12 protein-coding genes are annotated in these 15,705 nt (G+C 73.0%); 7 read left to right on the forward strand and 5 right to left on the reverse strand.

Annotation, left to right across the window (positions count from 1 at the left end):
• Nucleotides 1-76 precede the first annotated feature (76 nt).
• On the forward strand, nt 77-2,836 hold the full coding sequence (locus tag AAG827_RS02990; protein ID WP_341924317.1) for a hypothetical protein: 2,760 nt from the start codon (nt 77-79) through the stop codon (nt 2,834-2,836).
• Here AAG827_RS02990 and AAG827_RS02995 read toward each other — a convergent pair.
• Nucleotides 2,822-4,024, reverse strand: coding sequence for a carboxypeptidase-like regulatory domain-containing protein (locus AAG827_RS02995; protein ID WP_341924318.1), 1,203 nt, complete (start codon nt 4,022-4,024; stop codon nt 2,822-2,824). The genes AAG827_RS02990 and AAG827_RS02995 overlap by 15 nt on opposite strands.
• A gap of 174 nt (nt 4,025-4,198) precedes the next feature.
• Between AAG827_RS02995 and AAG827_RS03000 the strand changes: the two genes are divergently transcribed.
• Nucleotides 4,199-4,627 (forward strand): hypothetical protein, encoded by a 429-nt coding sequence (locus tag AAG827_RS03000; RefSeq protein WP_341924319.1) that lies wholly within the window; start codon nt 4,199-4,201, stop codon nt 4,625-4,627.
• Nucleotides 4,628-4,646: 19 nt separating this feature from the next.
• On the opposite strand, the gene AAG827_RS03005 is transcribed toward AAG827_RS03000, so the two are convergent.
• From AAG827_RS03005 to AAG827_RS03015, 3 genes are read right to left on the reverse strand one after another with little or no spacing between them, the layout of a single operon-like run.
• Complete coding sequence (locus tag AAG827_RS03005; RefSeq protein WP_309650256.1) at nt 4,647-6,308, reverse strand: DNA repair helicase XPB; 1,662 nt, start codon at nt 6,306-6,308, stop codon at nt 4,647-4,649.
• Between the two features lie 46 nt (nt 6,309-6,354).
• Entirely contained in the window at nt 6,355-6,909 is a 555-nt protein-coding gene (locus AAG827_RS03010; protein WP_341924322.1) for a CGNR zinc finger domain-containing protein, read from the reverse strand.
• Between the two features lie 10 nt (nt 6,910-6,919).
• On the reverse strand, nt 6,920-9,184 hold the full coding sequence (locus tag AAG827_RS03015; protein ID WP_341924323.1) for a helicase-associated domain-containing protein: 2,265 nt from the start codon (nt 9,182-9,184) through the stop codon (nt 6,920-6,922).
• Between the two features lie 42 nt (nt 9,185-9,226).
• On the opposite strand from AAG827_RS03015, the gene AAG827_RS03020 reads away from it, so the two are divergent.
• The 4 genes from AAG827_RS03020 to AAG827_RS03035 are packed head-to-tail and all read left to right on the forward strand — an operon-like array spanning nt 9,227 to nt 12,981.
• The gene (locus AAG827_RS03020) at nt 9,227-10,048 is read left to right on the forward strand and encodes a protein phosphatase 2C domain-containing protein (RefSeq protein ID WP_341924325.1); all 822 of its coding nucleotides are present in this window, start codon (nt 9,227-9,229) and stop codon (nt 10,046-10,048) included.
• Nucleotides 10,045-11,313 carry an FHA domain-containing protein gene (locus tag AAG827_RS03025; RefSeq protein ID WP_341924326.1) on the forward strand — a complete coding sequence of 423 codons (1,269 nt, stop codon included), beginning with the start codon at nt 10,045-10,047 and terminating at the stop codon, nt 11,311-11,313. The genes AAG827_RS03020 and AAG827_RS03025 overlap by 4 nt, the downstream gene beginning before the upstream one ends.
• A 19-nt stretch (nt 11,314-11,332) precedes the next feature.
• Nucleotides 11,333-12,574 (forward strand): RDD family protein, encoded by a 1,242-nt coding sequence (locus tag AAG827_RS03030; RefSeq protein WP_341924327.1) that lies wholly within the window; start codon nt 11,333-11,335, stop codon nt 12,572-12,574.
• Complete coding sequence (locus AAG827_RS03035; protein WP_341924328.1) at nt 12,571-12,981, forward strand: SRPBCC family protein; 411 nt, start codon at nt 12,571-12,573, stop codon at nt 12,979-12,981. Before AAG827_RS03030 ends, AAG827_RS03035 begins: the two co-directional genes overlap by 4 nt.
• A 158-nt stretch (nt 12,982-13,139) precedes the next feature.
• Here the strand turns inward: AAG827_RS03035 and lepB are convergent, their stop codons facing one another.
• Complete coding sequence (lepB, locus tag AAG827_RS03040; protein WP_341924329.1) at nt 13,140-13,886, reverse strand: signal peptidase I; 747 nt, start codon at nt 13,884-13,886, stop codon at nt 13,140-13,142.
• A gap of 56 nt (nt 13,887-13,942) precedes the next feature.
• On the opposite strand from lepB, the gene AAG827_RS03045 reads away from it, so the two are divergent.
• Nucleotides 13,943-15,562 carry an AMP-binding protein gene (locus tag AAG827_RS03045; protein ID WP_341924330.1) on the forward strand — a complete coding sequence of 540 codons (1,620 nt, stop codon included), beginning with the start codon at nt 13,943-13,945 and terminating at the stop codon, nt 15,560-15,562.
• Nucleotides 15,563-15,705: the final 143 nt, after the last annotated feature.

Here is a 15,705-nt window from a genome sequence, read left to right on the forward strand (position 1 = left end):
ACCAACGCCGTCCGACGAGCGTGCCCACACGCTAGGTTGCCGCTGGGGGCGCTCCCCACGAGCAGAGGAGCACGGGATGCAGGCACGGTCGCGCAGGGTCATCGGTGCGGTCGCGGGGATGGCGGGGGCCCTTGCCCTGGGCCTCGTGTCGACCACCGTGCCCACAGCGGTGGCGGTGGGTCGGGGGGAGCCGGCCGTCGGCGGCGCCGACGTCGCGTCGAGCGTCGGTGAGTGGCAGGTGCGGACCACGGCACCCGGACGCCACCTCGTGTCGTGGAGGTCCCCGCGAGGGCTCCCGCTCACCTCCGACCGGCCGCTGGTCGTGCCGGCGCCGGGCGTGCGCGTCGACGGCGCCGTGATCGGCGTACCGACGCTGTCGGCCGACGGCCGCACCCTCATCGCCGTGGTGTCCTCTCCCAGCGCTCCGGACCCGGCCGACCTCGACGTCGTGCTGTCCGGCCGCGTCCTCGACGAGCCCCCGGCCGCCGCCGCACGCCGCGGAGGTGGGGGAGCGGCCGCGACCGTGCCGGTGAAGCAGGCGCTGGCGGCCGATCCCGGGACCGCCGGTCCGCACGCCGTGGTCACGAGCGACTACACCCTCGACCCGGTGAAGCTGCCGGGCATGCCCGAGCCCATCGAGATGGTGGGGCACGTCGTGGAGCCCGACCCCGCCGCCGCGACCGGACCACGACCGCTCGTGGTGTTCCTGCACGGCAGGCACGAGGTCTGCTACCTCCCACCCGGGACCGAGGGTGACCTGGGTGCGTGGCCCTGCGTCGCTCCGGCCCTCGAGATCCCCAGCCACCTCGGCTACGACTACGTCCAGCGGCTCCTGGCGACCCAGGGCTACGCCTCGGTGTCGATCCGGGTCAACGGCATCAACGCGCAGGACTTCCGGCTGCCCGACGGAGGAGCCGGCGCGCGCGCCGAGATCGTGCGCGCCCACCTCGACCACTGGGTCGACCTCGCCGCCGCGCACCAGGTCGACCTCGACCGGGTCGTCCTGGTCGGTCACAGCCGCGGCGGTGAGGGCGTCGACCGCGCCGCCATCAGGATCGGCCTGGACGCGCCCTATCGCGTCGTCGGGCAGGTGCTGCTCGCCCCGACCGACTTCGGGGTGCAGACCGCGCCCTACGTCCCGACCGTCACGGTCCTGCCCTACTGCGACGGCGACGTCAGCGACCTCCAGGGCCAGAAGTTCACCGACGTGTCCCGCGACCTGACGACCGACGACACCTCCCTCAAGAGCTCGGTCCTGGTCATGGGCGCCAACCACAACTTCTTCAACACCGAGTGGACCCCCGCCACCTCCGCCGCGCCCGCGGTCGACGACTGGTCCGGCGCCGCCACGGAGGGCTGCGGGCGGAAGGCGCCCGACCGGCTCAGCGCCGCGGGCCAGCACCGCGTCGGACGCACCGTCGTCGCGGGAGCCGTGCGACTCTTCGCGGGCGAGGAGCAGTTCCTCCCGCTCTACGACGGCTCGGCCGTCACCGTCGACTCCCTCGACGGGGCCGACCTGCGCAGCCACGCGCTGGGAGGCGGCCGTGACGTGCGTCGGCCGGCCCTGGGGACCAGCCCGACCCTGCCCGTGGGCGCGACCTCGCAGTTCTGCGTGGGTGCTGCTGGTTTCGAGAACCGCTTCGGCCGCTGCGGCCGCGCCCTCACCGACGTCGTGACGCCGCACTGGGAGACCGACGGCGCCCGCGTGCCGACGCGGCGCTTCTTCGAGATGGCGTGGACGGCCATCGGCCAGCGGGCCGGCCTCGGCCTGGACCGTCCGCTCGACCTGTCGGGCAGACGGCTCGAGGTGCGCACCATCGTCGACGACGCCGGCGGCGACGCGGTCCTCGGTGTCCGACTGACCGACGCCGACGGCGCCAGCGTCGAGGTGGCGCCCGAGGGCGGCGGGCTGGTCCCGGCCCTGCCGAGCGTGCCCTTCGGCACCAAGCTGTGGGCGCAGACCGTGGTCGTCGACGCCGCGGGAGCGAGTGGTGTCGACCTGTCCCGGATCACCGCGGTGGAGCTGGTGGCGGGCAGCGCGAGAGGCCGGGTGTGGGTCGCCGACCTGGCGAGTGCCCCCGCAGCGCTGGCGCCGGTGCCGGAGCGGCGGCTGCCGACGCTCTCGCTCTCGGGGCTGAGCCTCGTCGAGGGCGACGCCTCCGGCGCCCAGGTGGCGCGGATGCCGTTCCGCGTGGACGGCGAGGTCGCGCGGCCGATGAAGGTGGAGGTCGTGACCGTCGGGCAGGCCAGGGGAGCGGTCCAGTCGTTCACCATCGACCTCGCGCCCGGGCAGACGTCCGGCAGCGTGCCGGTCTCCTACGAGGCGGACCGCCGCGACGACCTCTCGCCCTCGGTGACCACGGCGTCGATCTGGGCCACGCGCAACGTCATGACCGATGCCTACGTCGCCGACGTGCGCGTCGAGGACGACGACCCCGCACCGTCGTTGACGGTGGCGCCCGTGGCGAGGACGGTGACCGAGGGCGAGCGCGTGGAGGTCGTGGTGCGGCTGGGCCGCGCGGTCGACTACGACACGTTCGTGCAGGCGCGGGTGCTGCGCTCGCCTGTCGGGCTCCGGGTCTCCGACGTCCCGGCCGCCTGGTTCGAGCGCTACGGCTACAGCGAGGACCCCGGCGCCACGCTCGCCTCGACCCGGCTCTCGCTCTTCGAGCAGGTGCGCGCCGGTCAGCGGAGCGTCGTCGTCAGTGTGCCGATCGCCCGGGACGGTGTCGCCGAGCCGCGGGAGTCGATCACGCTGCGGCTCGTGGTCGGTCGCGAGCGGTTCACGCGGACGGTCTTCGTGGCCCGCAGTGCCGGTGCCTCAGCGGCGGGCTGAGGCCTCCGCCCGGGGCATGACGAGGGTGCCGAGCGACTTGTCCTGGTTGAGCTGGATGCTCAGGCCCTCGAGCGAGATGCGGTCGTAGTTGGCGTCGAAGGAGTTGAAGGCGACCAGGGTCATGCCCGACTGGGCACGCAGCTTGCCGCCGACGAGGAAGTAGCCGGTGCTGGAGGTCGCCGTCTCGGAGACCATCGCGCCGGACCCGTCGAAGAGACGCACCGTGGCTCCTCCCATGGGCATGCCGCCGTCCTCGCGGACGATCCGGCCCGTGAACGCCCCGCCCTTCTGGGTCAGCTTGAAGCTGCCGAAAGCCGTGCGGCCGGGGCGGACGACGCCGTTCTTCACGCTGCCCGTGCGGCCGATCCAGCGACCGACGTCGGGCACCACGATCCGGTAGCGGCCCGGGAAGAGGCCCTGGAAGGTCACGCTGCCCTTGCGGACCTTGGAGGTCCAGAACTGCCCGGTCCTGCGGCTGATCGCGGTCGCGAACGTGGTGCCCTGCAACGGCTTGCCGCCGGCGTAGAGGTCGACGAGCAGCCCACCGGCCCTCTTCGGAAGGGAGATCCTGACGTTGGCGAACTTGCCGGCGCCGAGGTTGCGGATGTAGCTGCTCTTGCCGACGAACTGCTTGCGCCGGTCGTAGGTGAAGACCGAGTAGCTGGCAGCGGGCAGGCCACCGATGGCGAACTGGCCCTTGTCGTTGGCGACGGTCTCGAAGGACTGCTCGTTGGGGTTGGCCGCGACCACGCGGGCCTTGGCGCCCGGCTTGCCGCCGGCGAAAACGGTCCCGGTGATCGCCGCGCCCTTCCGCATGCGGACGTCCTTGGAGGAGGTCGAGCCGGAGCGCACCTTCACGAAGACGTCGGTGGGGGCGAACTTGCTGACGTCGTAGGAGGGGCGCTTGTCGACGAACTGGAGGTGGTAGTTGCCCTCCGGCAGTGAGATCGAGTAGGCGCTCCCGAAGACGTTGCGAGCGCTGAGGTAGGTCCAGTCGGCCTTGAAGATGAGCATCTTGAGCTTGAGCGGGGCGCCGCCGGCCTTGCCGAAGATGTTGCCCCGCACCTTGCCCGTCGGGTCGGCCGCGGGGGCTCCGGCGGTCGGGACGAGCAGCAGCAGCCCCGCCAGGAGGGCTCCGAGGACGGCGATGACGACGCCGCGGCGGCGGACGAGCGAGAGGGACGACATGAGTGCTCCGGGTTCGTGACCTGGGCGCCCGAGTGCCCGCTGGTCGATCTGGCTCCATGGTAGGTCGGCCCGTGCGGCCGCGCGCCCGAATCGAGGAGGCGTGCGTCATGCTCGGGCCCCACCGACGCCGCGGCGGCGACGTTTGCGACCTGAGGAGCGGGGGACACAAGAGCCATGACGCAGCCCCCGCAGTCCACGCCGCCCGCGCCGCCGTCCGGCCCGCCGCCGTCCGGCCCTCCCGCCGGCTGGATCCAGCTCACGCTCCAGGGCAACGCCCTCACGAGCAGCGTCGTCCCGCCGACGGTGCGGCTCAACGGCTACCCCGTCGCCACGGCGTACGGCGTCAACGCGCTGCCGGTGCCCGCCGGTCGTTGGCGGATCGAGGTGCACTGCCAGTGGCTGCGCCAGTTCGGCCAGGCGTCGTTGGACGTCGATGTGGCGCCCGGGCAGCAGGTGCCGGTGTTCTACGTCGCGCCGATGCACCAGTTCACGACCGGCTCGATCGGCTTCGAGCAGCAGAAGCGCAAGGGCATGGCCTTGTTCGTGGGGCTGATGGCCTTCCTGGCCCTGATGGTCGCGGTCCTGATCGCGATCAACCTCTGACCCCGACCGGAGGCCCGGCTCAGCCCGGCAGGTCCTCGGGCTTGCCGGTGAGGTCCTCGGCGTCGACGATCCGGTAGGCGTAGCCCTGCTCGGCCAGGAAGCGCTGCCGGTTCTGGGCGAAGTCCGCGTCGACGGTGTCGCGGCTGACGATCGTGTAGAAGTGCGCGGACTTGCCCTCGGACTTGGGCCGCAGCAGCCGGCCGAGGCGCTGCGCCTCCTCCTGGCGTGAGCCGAACGAGCCCGAGACCTGGATGGCGACCTCGGCCGACGGCAGGTCGATGGAGAAGTTGGCGACCTTGCTGACGACCAGCAGGCCCACCTCGCCGGTGCGGAACGCCTCGAAGAGCCGCTGACGCTCCTTGACCGGGGTCTCGCCCTTGATGACGGGGGCGTCGAGGGCGGCGGAGAGCTCGTCGAGCTGCTCGATGTACTGACCGATGACCAGCGTCGGCTGACCGGGGTGCTGGGCGACCAGGTCGCGCACCACCTGGATCTTGTGGTGCGTGCACGAGGCGAGGCGGTAGCGCTCCTCGGGCTCGGCCGTGGCATAGACGATGCGCTCGTTGGTCGGCAGCGTGACCCGCACCTCGACGCAGTCGGCCGGCGCGATGTAGCCCTGGGCCTCGATGTCCTTCCAGGGGGCGTCGTAGCGCTTGGGACCGATGAGCGAGAAGACGTCGCCCTCGCGGCCGTCCTCGCGCACCAGCGTCGCGGTCAGGCCGATGCGCCGGCGCGCCTGGAGGTTGGCCGTCATCCGGAAGATCGGCGCCGGCAGCAGGTGGACCTCGTCGTAGACGACCAGGCCCCAGTCGCGGGCGTCGAGCAGCTCGAGGTGCGTGTAGACGCCCTTCCGCCGGGTGGTGAGGACCTGGTAGGTCGCGATCGTGACCGGACGGATCTCCTTGACGGCACCGGAGTACTCGCCGATCTCGTCCTCGGTGAGGCTCGTGCGACGGACCAGCTCGTCCTTCCACTGGCGCGCGCTGACGGTGTTGGTGACCAGGATCAGCGTCGTCGCCTTGGCGTGGGCCATGGCGGCCGCACCCACGAGCGTCTTGCCGGCGCCGCACGGCAGCACGACCACGCCGGAGCCACCGTGCCAGAAGGAGTCGGCCGCGTCGCGCTGGTAGTCGCGCAGGTGCCACTCGGACTCGTCGAGGAAGATCGGGTGCGCCTCCCCGTCGACGTAGCCGGCGAAGTCCTCGGCCGGCCAGCCCAGCTTGAGCAGCGCCTGCTTGAGGTTGCCGCGCTCGGAGGCGTGCACCGCCACGGTGTCGGCGTCGAGCCGCTCGCCGATCATCCCGGCGACCTTCTTGGCGCGCAGCACCTCCTCGAGCACCGGCCGGTCGTTGCTGGCCAGCACCAGGCCGTGGACCGGGTGCTTCTCCAGCCGCAGCCGGCCGTAGCGCGCCATCGTCTCGGCGATGTCGACCAGCAGCGCGTGGGGCACGGCATAGCGGCTGAAGGCCAACAGGGTGTCGATCACCTGCTCGGCGTCGTGCCCGGCCGCGCGGGCGTTCCACAGGCCCAACGGCGTCAGCCGATAGGTGTGGATGTGCTCGGGGGACCGCTCCAGCTCCGCGAAGGGCGCGATCGCCCGACGGCACGCCTGCGCCTGCTCGTGGTCGATCTCGAGCAGGAGGGTCTTGTCCGACTGGACGATGAGGGGGCCGTCGTTCACCTGGTGAGTCTACGGACCGGGTGCCCGGGCTCTCGGGCGGCCGCGATCAGGCGCTGGCGGACCGGCTGGTCGGCTCGCCGGACGACTCGGCCTTCTGCCGCGCGCGGTAGGCCGCGACGTTGGCGCGCGAGGAGCAGCGGTCGGAGCAGTAGCGCCGGGACTGGTTGGGGGAGGTGTCCACGAAGACGTGGGTGCACGGCGCCGACGAGCACACCCCGAGCCGGGTCGGTCCGAGGTCGCAGACCAGCGTGGCCAGGCCGAGGAGCGCCTCGCCGATGAGGAGCTCGGAGACCGACGCGGCCTTGGTCGCGACGTGCAGGTGCAGGTCGCCAGGGTCGTGGTCGGAGATCCGCGGCGTGATCGGGTGGCGCACCATCAGGGCGTTGAGGCCCTCGATGACCCCGTGGTGGTCGTCGGCCGCCGAGGCCTCGAAGACCGGGCGGAGCTCGCGCTGGAAGCGGCGCAGGGCCACCAGGTCGCGCTCGGAGCACTGCCCGTGGAGCCAGTCGCGGCCCTCGAGGTGGCCCACCAACGCCTCGACGTCGGCCAGCTCCGTGTTGAGGAGCCCGGCCGATCGCTCGGCGTACCTGACGAAGTCCACGGCCCTGAGTCTACGAAGCCGGGTCGAGCGGCCGCACAGCAGTGATGCGATGGACCGCGAAGGTGCGCACGTCGTCGGAGCGGTGGTCGCGCGCGGTGAGCTGTCCGCCCTCGACGGTGAGGGGGTCGACGATGCGGTCGGAGGCGCTGCCGTGGTTGTCGACATAGCTGATCAGGACGGCCCCGCCGAGCTCGATCGCCTCCCGCAGCGCGGCCAGGGAGCCGCTGGGCGACAGGGCCGCGTTGGTCGAGGGGCGCGACGACGCGGCGCGGTCGCCGGAGCGGATCGCGGTGATGACCGCGGCGGCCCGGGCCGTCTCGCGCACCTGCGCGGCCGTCGTACGACGGTCCCGTGGCGGGCGGGCGCGCAGCTGGTCGGGGCGGGTCACCCGCACGGTGCCGTCGGCAGCCTCGACGACCGGCGCGGCGCCGAGGTCGCGCAGCCGGGGCAGCAGCACCTCGATCGGGGTGTCGCTGATCAGCACGGTCGGGGCGAGCCGGCGCAGCCCCAGCGGTCCGGCCTTGGGGTGGTGCAGCAGCTCGGTCAGCGCGGCCTCGTCGTCGGCGCGCAGGAACGACTCGGCGTGCCCGACGCGCACCACGCCGAAGGTGCGCACGGTGTCGTCGACCAGGTAGGTGAGCGGCTGCGGGACCGGGGTGCGCGAGACCGTGCCGAGGAACTCGTGGACCTCGGCCGCGGTCCAGCCGACGTCGAGCGCGCGCCGCACGGACCCGGGGGTGAAGCGGTAGACCGTCGCGCCGCCGCGCGACTCCACGTCGGCCACCAGCTGCAACCGCCGGGCCAGCGCCGACTCCAGCGGGCCCGGGGCGACCGCCGTCAGGTCGGCCTGGATGAGCACGTGGTCGACGGGCTCCGGCAGCAGCGGACCGAGGACGTCCGTGGGGTCCTCCCCGGCCAGGAGCAGCCGGCCGTAGGACGACACACCGCCCAGGCCGGTGACGCCGAGCACCGCGGCCTCCTCGACCGCCCACGCGACCTGGTCGGCGCGCGAGCGGGGACGGCGCGGGCGCAGCCACCCGAGCCGGGCGACGAGCGACGGCAGCCCCGTGCCGGTGGCGAGGACCTCGCCCGCGGGGAGGTCGGACAGGACGCGCAGCGACATCTGGCGGGTCTCGGGCATGCTGCGGGCCGCGAGCTCGGCGGTGAGGGCGTTCCACGGCTTGCCCGCCGCGTCGCGGGTGCCGACGAGCGCCGGCATCCGCGGGCTCTCGAGCCAGGACCGCGCCGCGATCGCCCAGCGCTGGGGCACGTCCTTGGCCGACCAGGTGTCGAAGACGTCGGTCGGCACCCACACCGGGTTGCCGTCGGCGTCGGCGCGCGAGGCCAGCAGGCCGGCGGTCGACGCGGTCTCGATGATCAGCGCCGCGGTCGGCTCGTCGACGTGGAGGAAGAGCGCCGCCGCCTTCAGCTCGCGCACGCCGAGCCCTCCGCTGCGCAGCGCGGCCGGCGGGTGGGAGCCCCAGTGGTCGAGCAGCAGCTCCAGGCGTCGTACGAGCTCGAAGGCGGCGCCGGCCGCGACCCGGTCCACGGTCTTCTGGTCGCGGGCGGTGGTGGCCAGGGGCGGGACCTCGTCGACGGGCTCGACGGTGGTGTGGCCGCCGCGCAGCTCGAGGCCGACCTCGCCGGGCAGCACGACCGTGCCGCCGCCGCGGGGGACGAGCAGTCGTCGCGAGAGAAGCTCCTCGGCGGGGGTGGTCGCGTCGGCGGGGGAGATGGTGTGTCGCGCCGCCGCCGTGGTCGCCTGGCCGCCCTCGGAGAGGACGTGGTCGAGCAGGGCGCGCGCGGCGGGGGAGAGCTCGGCCAGTCGACGCTTGACCTCGGCGCGGGTCAGCGGGTCGCCGCTGCGGGGCTGCAGGCCGCTCACGCCGGCCGCCGTGCCGCCGCTCAGGGCCTCACCGACGCCGGTCAGCGGACGCAGCCCGGAGGTCGACTCCCACACCAGGGCGGTGTCCATGAGACGGTCCAGCGCGGCCTCGACGGTCGCACGGTCGGCGTGGACGGAGCGGCAGAGTTCTGCCGGTGTGGTTTGGCCGCTGACGACCAGGGCATCTAGGACAGAGAGCTCGAGGCGGGTGAGACCGTCGAGCGCTCGGACGACCGACGTACGGACTGCTGCTCGCGAGGCGAGCTGGCCGAAATCATGAGGGGCGGGAGTGGCGAGATCGGGACGCTCGGCGAGCAGACGGGACAGCCGTTCGTCCGACCAGCTGCGCAGCTGGTCGGCGAGAGACCGGAACCCACCCGTCGCTGCCATCCTTCCTACGCTATCGGCCCCCTCCACGCCGTGGGTCCCCGCGTGACGGGCGTGGAGCTCCACCACGGCGCCGCGACCGACGTCGGACTGGTCCGCGAGGTCAACGAGGACGCCTTCCTGGTCGCCCCTCCGGTCTTCGTCGTCGCCGACGGCATGGGCGGCCACGACCGCGGTGACATCGCCTCGGCGATCGTCGTCGAGGAGTTCCGTCGCCTGGCCGACGAGGGCTACGACCCGGCCCGCGGCCCGGCCGTCGTGGCGGAGACGTTCCTCGGCTGCCAGGCCCGGATCGCCGACTACGACGCCGGTCAGCGCGCCCAGGGCGCCCGCGACTTCCACGCCGGAACGACCGCCGTGGTGGCGCTGCTGATCGAGCAGTCCGGCGAGCCCAAGTGGCTGCTGGCCAACCTCGGCGACTCCCGCGTCTACAAGTACAACCACGGTCGGCTCGAGCAGGTCAGCGTCGACCACAGCCTCGTCCAGGAGCTCGTCGACGCCGGCACCATCACCGCCTCGGACGCCCTGGTCCACCCCGAGCGTCACGTCATCACCCGGGCCCTCGGGGGCTCCGGCAGCACCGACGCCGACTTCTTCGTGCTGCCGTTGTCGGCCGCGGAGCGGCTGGTGCTGTGCTCCGACGGGGTCAGCGGGATGATCGACGACCGGCACATCGAGGGCATCCTGGCCGCGGCCGAGGACCCGCGCGACGCGGCCGACCAGATGGTCGCGGCGGCAGTGGCGGCCGGCGGGAGGGACAACGCGACCGCGGTGGTCGTGGATGTGGTGGGATTGGTGGCGGAGACGCCGTACGACTCCGAGCGCCAGCGGGTGAGTCTCGAAGAGAAGCTAGGAGCCCTGCCATGAGCCGGTCCGTCAGCACGTGGTCCTACCGGCCCGGTGAGTGGGTCGCGATCTTCGGAGCCGCGACGACCCTGCTCCTGCCCGACAGCGAGAAGCAGCGCGCCGCCCAGCTCTGGGAGCTCGTCGACGGGGGCGCCGGCTTCGACGCCACGCTCGACCAGCTGCTGGCCCCCGGCCTCAGCGTCCTGCCCGCCTTCGTGCTGATCGGCACCGACGAGGGCCCGACCAAGGTGATCGTGCGGGGCGCCGGCGTGCGCGCCACCCTCACCACCGACGCCGAGAGCGTGGAGCTCGACGGGTCGACGGTCACCACCTGGGTCGAGCGCACCCTCGAGGGCGTCACCTCGCTCAGCGTCTCGGTCGGCGGTGCGGGTGCCGACGGCCCCGACTACCTCATCGACGGCGGCCTGGTGCGCGTGGCCCGCGTCGACCACCCGCCCCACGCCGCTCCCGCGGCCTCCGGTGCGCCCGAGGAGGCTCCGGCCGCCGCCGTGGCAGCACCCGTGGTCGTGCCGGCGCCCGAGGACGACGCCGTGGAGGAACCCGAGGTGGGAGCAGACCTCCCCGAGGTCGACGCCGTGCCCGACGCCGCGATCGCCGCCGACGATGCTGCGACCGAGCTGTTCTCCATCGACGAGCCCTCCCCCCTGGACGACGAGGCGGACACCAGCAGCGTCTCCCCCCCGGCCTTCGACCCGATGCCCGAGGACGGCCCGACCCCGGACCCCTCCGGCATGGTCTGGGCGCCCGACGCCCCGTCCGCATCGCCGATGGCCCCGCCGCCCCCGCCGCCGTTCCCGGGGGCCGTGCCGGCCGCCGACCACGACGGCATGACGCGCGCCGGCGTGACCGGCGACGACGTCGGCCCGACGCCGCCGGGCATCCCGGGTCAGCCGCAGGCGCCGAGCGTGACGCGACCCGTGGCCACGCTGGTCATCTCCAACGGCGAGAGCGTCGAGGTGGACCGGGTCGTGCTGATCGGCCGGGCCCCCGAGGCACGTCGCTTCACCGCCACCGAGCAGCCTCGGCTGGTGACGGTGCCGAGCCCGCTGCACGAGATCTCCTCGACCCACGTCGAGGTGCGCCCGGGCTCCGGGGTCGACCACGGCAGTGCCGTCGTCACGGACATGGGATCCACCAACGGCACCGTGCTGGTGCAGCCGGGCCTCGAGCCCGAGGAGCTCCAGCCGGGCATCGCGGTCCAGCTGATCCCGGGGGCGATCATCAACCTCGGCGACGGCGTGACCATCCAGGTCATGAACCCCTGACCCGGAAGACCGCACCCCGATGACCCAGCTCGCGACGCCCGAGGCGACGACGTACCCACCTGCCGAGCTCGACCGACGCTTCTACGCCTTCGCCGTCGACCGGGTGGTCGCCTGGGGGCTCTACGCGGTCGCGATCTACGTCGCCTACCGCTACCTGATCGAGCCCGGCAACCTCGGCGGCGGCATCGGGCTGGTCGTCGGCGCCGTGCTGGTGGTCGGCGTCGGGTCTTCGCTGCTGCTGGGACTGGCCGGCACGTCGCCGGGCAAGGCCCTGCTCGGGCTGCGCGTCGTCGCCGCGGAGACGGGCGCGCCGATCGGGGTGGGCCGGGCCCTGCTGCGCACGCTCATCCTCGGCGTGGCCGCGCTGCCCACCCTCGGCATCGGTGTCGCCTCGCTGGCCTGGACCGCGGTGATGGACCGCGGCGAGCAGCGACGCGGCTGGCACGACCTGGTCTCGCACGGCGTCGTGGTGGACGTCCGGCCGGTGCCCGAGGTCGACGAGGTCGTCGAGGAGCGGCCCCGACAGGTCGTCAACCTCACCGCCATGCGGCTGGTGCCCGCTGCCCCCGTGTCGGCGACGTCGGCGCCGACCCCGCGACGTGCGGCACCGCCCGCCCCTGCAGCGGCACCGACCACGCCCCCCGCTGCCCCTCCCACCTCCCCGCAGACCTCTCCGCCCTCGGCGCTCCCCGCGCCTCGGCCGCAGTCCGCGCCACCCTCCGGGCCTCCGTCCGGGCCGCCCGCGCAGGCGACCGCACCGGTCCCGCCCCCGCAGCTCGGCCCGCCGCTGGTCGCAGCCCCTCGTCGTCCCGCCCCGCCGACGTCCCCACCGAGCGCCCCGACTCCACCGGCTGTGCCGGCTCGGACATCGTCGCCGGCCTCCACCGCCGCGACCTCGCCGGCAGCCTCCGCCGCCTCGGCGACCGGCGTTCCCACATGGCGCGTCACCTTCGACACCGGCGAGGAGTTCGTCGTGGAGGGCCTGGCCCTCGTCGGCCGGCGCCCCGAGGCGCGGTCGGGGGAGAGCGTGAGCCACCTGGTGCCGCTGCGCTCGAGCGACATGTCGCTGTCCAAGACCCACGCCCAGTTCCAGGTCACGCCCGCCGGCGCGCTGGTGGTCATGGACCGGGGCTCCACCAACGGCTCGGTCGTCATCCGGCAGGGTGTCTCCAAGGCACTCACGGCCGGGCGTCCCACGACGCTGCTCGCGGGCGACGCGGTGTGCTTCGGTGATCGGAAGATGACGGTGGAACGAGCATGACCTTCAGCTATGAGCGCACGGTGACCACGACGGCCGACCCGGCCGCGATCTGGGAGCTCTGGAGCGACTCCACGACCTGGGCCGCCTGGGACCCCGCTGTCCAGGACGTCCGGCTGGACGGACCGTTCGAGCAGGGCACGACCGGCACCATGACCTTGACCGGGCCCATCGAGGTGCCGGTCAGCCTGGAGGTCGTGGTGCCCGGCAGCCGCTACCTCGACCAGCTCACCATGGGCGAGCTGGTGATCCGCATCGACCACGTCGTCCGCCCGGTCGACGGTGGCGGCGCCGAGGTCACGGTCAGCACCACGATCGAGGGACCGGGCGCAGACGCCATCGGGCCGATGGTCACCGCCGACGCCCCGATCGCTCTCGAGGCACTGGTCACCGCGGCCGAGAAGGCCTGACCCGCGTCCTGGTCCCGGGTCGTGTGCCTCACACGGTGACGGGGCGCTGCCGGCGGCACACGACTCGGGGTCGGCGCGGTCGTGGGTCGCACACCGCGCACGAGCGCTGCCCGCGGCACACGACCCAAGGCCCGGGCGCAGTCAGGCCAGGAGCCGACTCAGGACGCGTCGTCGACCTGGTCGAAGACGTCGGGGCGGCCGATGAAGGTGGCCCTGCCGAGCGGCCACACCAGCGCGAAGACCTTGCCCACGACCAGGTCGACGGGCACGAAGGCGTCCGCAGGGTTGCAGGCGGGTCCGTCGTTGACGCACAGGCGGGCCGAGGAGTCGGCCGACTGGTTGCGGTTGTCGCCCATCACGAAGAGCTCGCCGTCGGGCACGGGACCGGCGGTCCAGTCGCAGGCCGGTCCGGGCATCGGCCCATCGCAGCGCGGCTGGGGCTTGATGAAGTCGTCCTCGTCCAGCGCGACACCGTTGACCTCGATGCGGCCCTCGTCGTCGCAGCACACGATGGTGTCGCCCTCGACGCCGATCACCCTCTTCACCAGGTGCCCGCCGCTGGGGTAGAGCCCGATCTTGGCCAGCCCCTTCACCAGCGGGCTGGTGGGCTCGGGCTGGATCCCGGTCAGCCAGTTGCCCGGGTCCTCGAAGACCACGACGTCGCCGCGCTCGGGGGACCCGCCGAACCAGTAGGAGACCTTCTGCACCAGGATCCGGTCGTTCTCGATCAGACCGGGCTTCATCGAGGCCGAGGGGATGTAGAACGCCTGCACGAACAGCGTCTTGATGACCAGCGCGAGCACGATGGCGACGGTCAGCAGCACGATGGTCTCGAGCCACATCGGCATCTTGCGCGACTTCTTCTCCGGGGTGGAGGGGTCGGCGGAGGCAGCGGCGTCGGGCACGTGTGGACCCTACGTCAGGGCACCCACGGGGCCGCCGTACGGCGTAGGTTCGTCCCATGGAGTCCTACGCCAAGGGAGAGCTCGGGCCGGCGCTGCTCGAGGAGACCATCGGAGCCAACCTGGAGCGGACGGTGCGTGAGCACGCCGACGGCGAGGCACTCGTCGAGGTGGCCAGCGGACGCAGGTGGAGCTGGGCCGAGCTCGACCGTGACGTCGACGCGGTGGCGCGTGGCCTGATCGCGGCGGGCCTGCAGCAGGGCGACCGGGTCGGGATCTGGGCGCCCAACTGCGCCGAGTGGACCCTGGTGCAGTACGGCGCCGCCAAGGCCGGCGTGGTCCTGGTCAACCTCAACCCGAGCTATCGCACCCACGAGCTCGGCTACGCCGTCAACCAGTCGGGCCTGCGCCTGCTCTTCGCCGCCTCGTCGTTCAAGACCAGCGACTACCGCGCGATGGTCGAGGAGGTCCGCCCCCAGTGCCCCGGCCTCGAGCGGGTGGTCTTCGTCGACAGCGAGGACTGGACCGCCTTCGTGGACGGCGGGGCCGACCTGCCGCAGGACGCTCTCGCGGCGCGGGCGGCCGCGCTGCGTCCCGAGGACCCGATCAACATCCAGTACACCTCCGGCACGACCGGCTTCCCCAAGGGCGCCACCCTCAGCCACCGCAACATCCTCAACAACGGCTACCTCACGACCGAGCTGATCAACCTGACCGCGCAGGACCGCCTGTGCATCCCGGTCCCCTTCTACCACTGCTTCGGCATGGTCATGGCCAACCTCGGCTGCACCAGCCACGGCACCACGATGGTGATCCCGGCCCCCGGCTTCGACCCCGAGACCACCCTGCGCACGATCGCGGAGGAGCGCTGCACGGGCGTCTACGGCGTCCCCACGATGTTCATCGCCATGCAGCACTACCCGACCTTCGGCGACCACGACCTCTCGAGCCTGCGCACCGGGATCATGGCCGGGTCCATCTGCCCGGTCGAGGTGATGAAGCGCTGCGTCAACGACATGCACATGGCCGAGGTCTCCATCGCCTACGGCATGACCGAGACCAGCCCCGTCTCCTGCCAGACGCGCGCCGACGACGACCTCGAGCGGCGTACGGCGACGATCGGGCGGGTGCACCCGCACGTCGAGATCAAGGTCGTGGACCCGGTCACGGGCGAGACCGTTGAGCGCGGCGAGACCGGCGAGTTCTGCACCCGGGGCTACTCGGTGATGCTGGGCTACTGGGACGACCCCGACAAGACCGCCGAGGCGATCGACGCCGACGGCTGGATGCACACCGGCGACCTCGCGGTGATGCGCGAGGACGGCTACTGCACGATCGTCGGTCGGATCAAGGACATGGTGATCCGCGGTGGGGAGAACATCTACCCGCGCGAGATCGAGGAGTTCCTCTACGCCCACCCCGACATCGAGGACGTGCAGGTGGTGGGTGTCCCCGACGACAAGTACGGCGAGGAGCTGTGCGCCTGGGTCCGCCTGCGGTCCGGCGCCGAGCGGCTGGACGCCGAGGGGGTGCGGGCCTTCGCGGCGGGCCGGCTGTCGCACTACAAGATCCCGCGCTACGTCATGGTGGTCGAGGACTTCCCGATGACGGTCACCGGCAAGATCCGCAAGGTGGAGATGCGCGAGGAGTCGGCGCGGGTGCTGGGCCTCAGCGGCTGATCGCGACCGGCACCCGGGTGACGGTGCCGGTGGCGCCACGCCAGACGACCCAGCCGTCGTCGAGGCGAGGGCCGCGCCCGGTGACCGTCATCGTCCACGTCGCGCTCTCGCCGGGCCCGAGGCGCAGCGCCGCGGGCGTCACC

This window comes from Nocardioides psychrotolerans (genome assembly GCF_943371775.1).
GTDB lineage: Bacteria > Actinomycetota > Actinomycetes > Propionibacteriales > Nocardioidaceae > Nocardioides > Nocardioides psychrotolerans_A.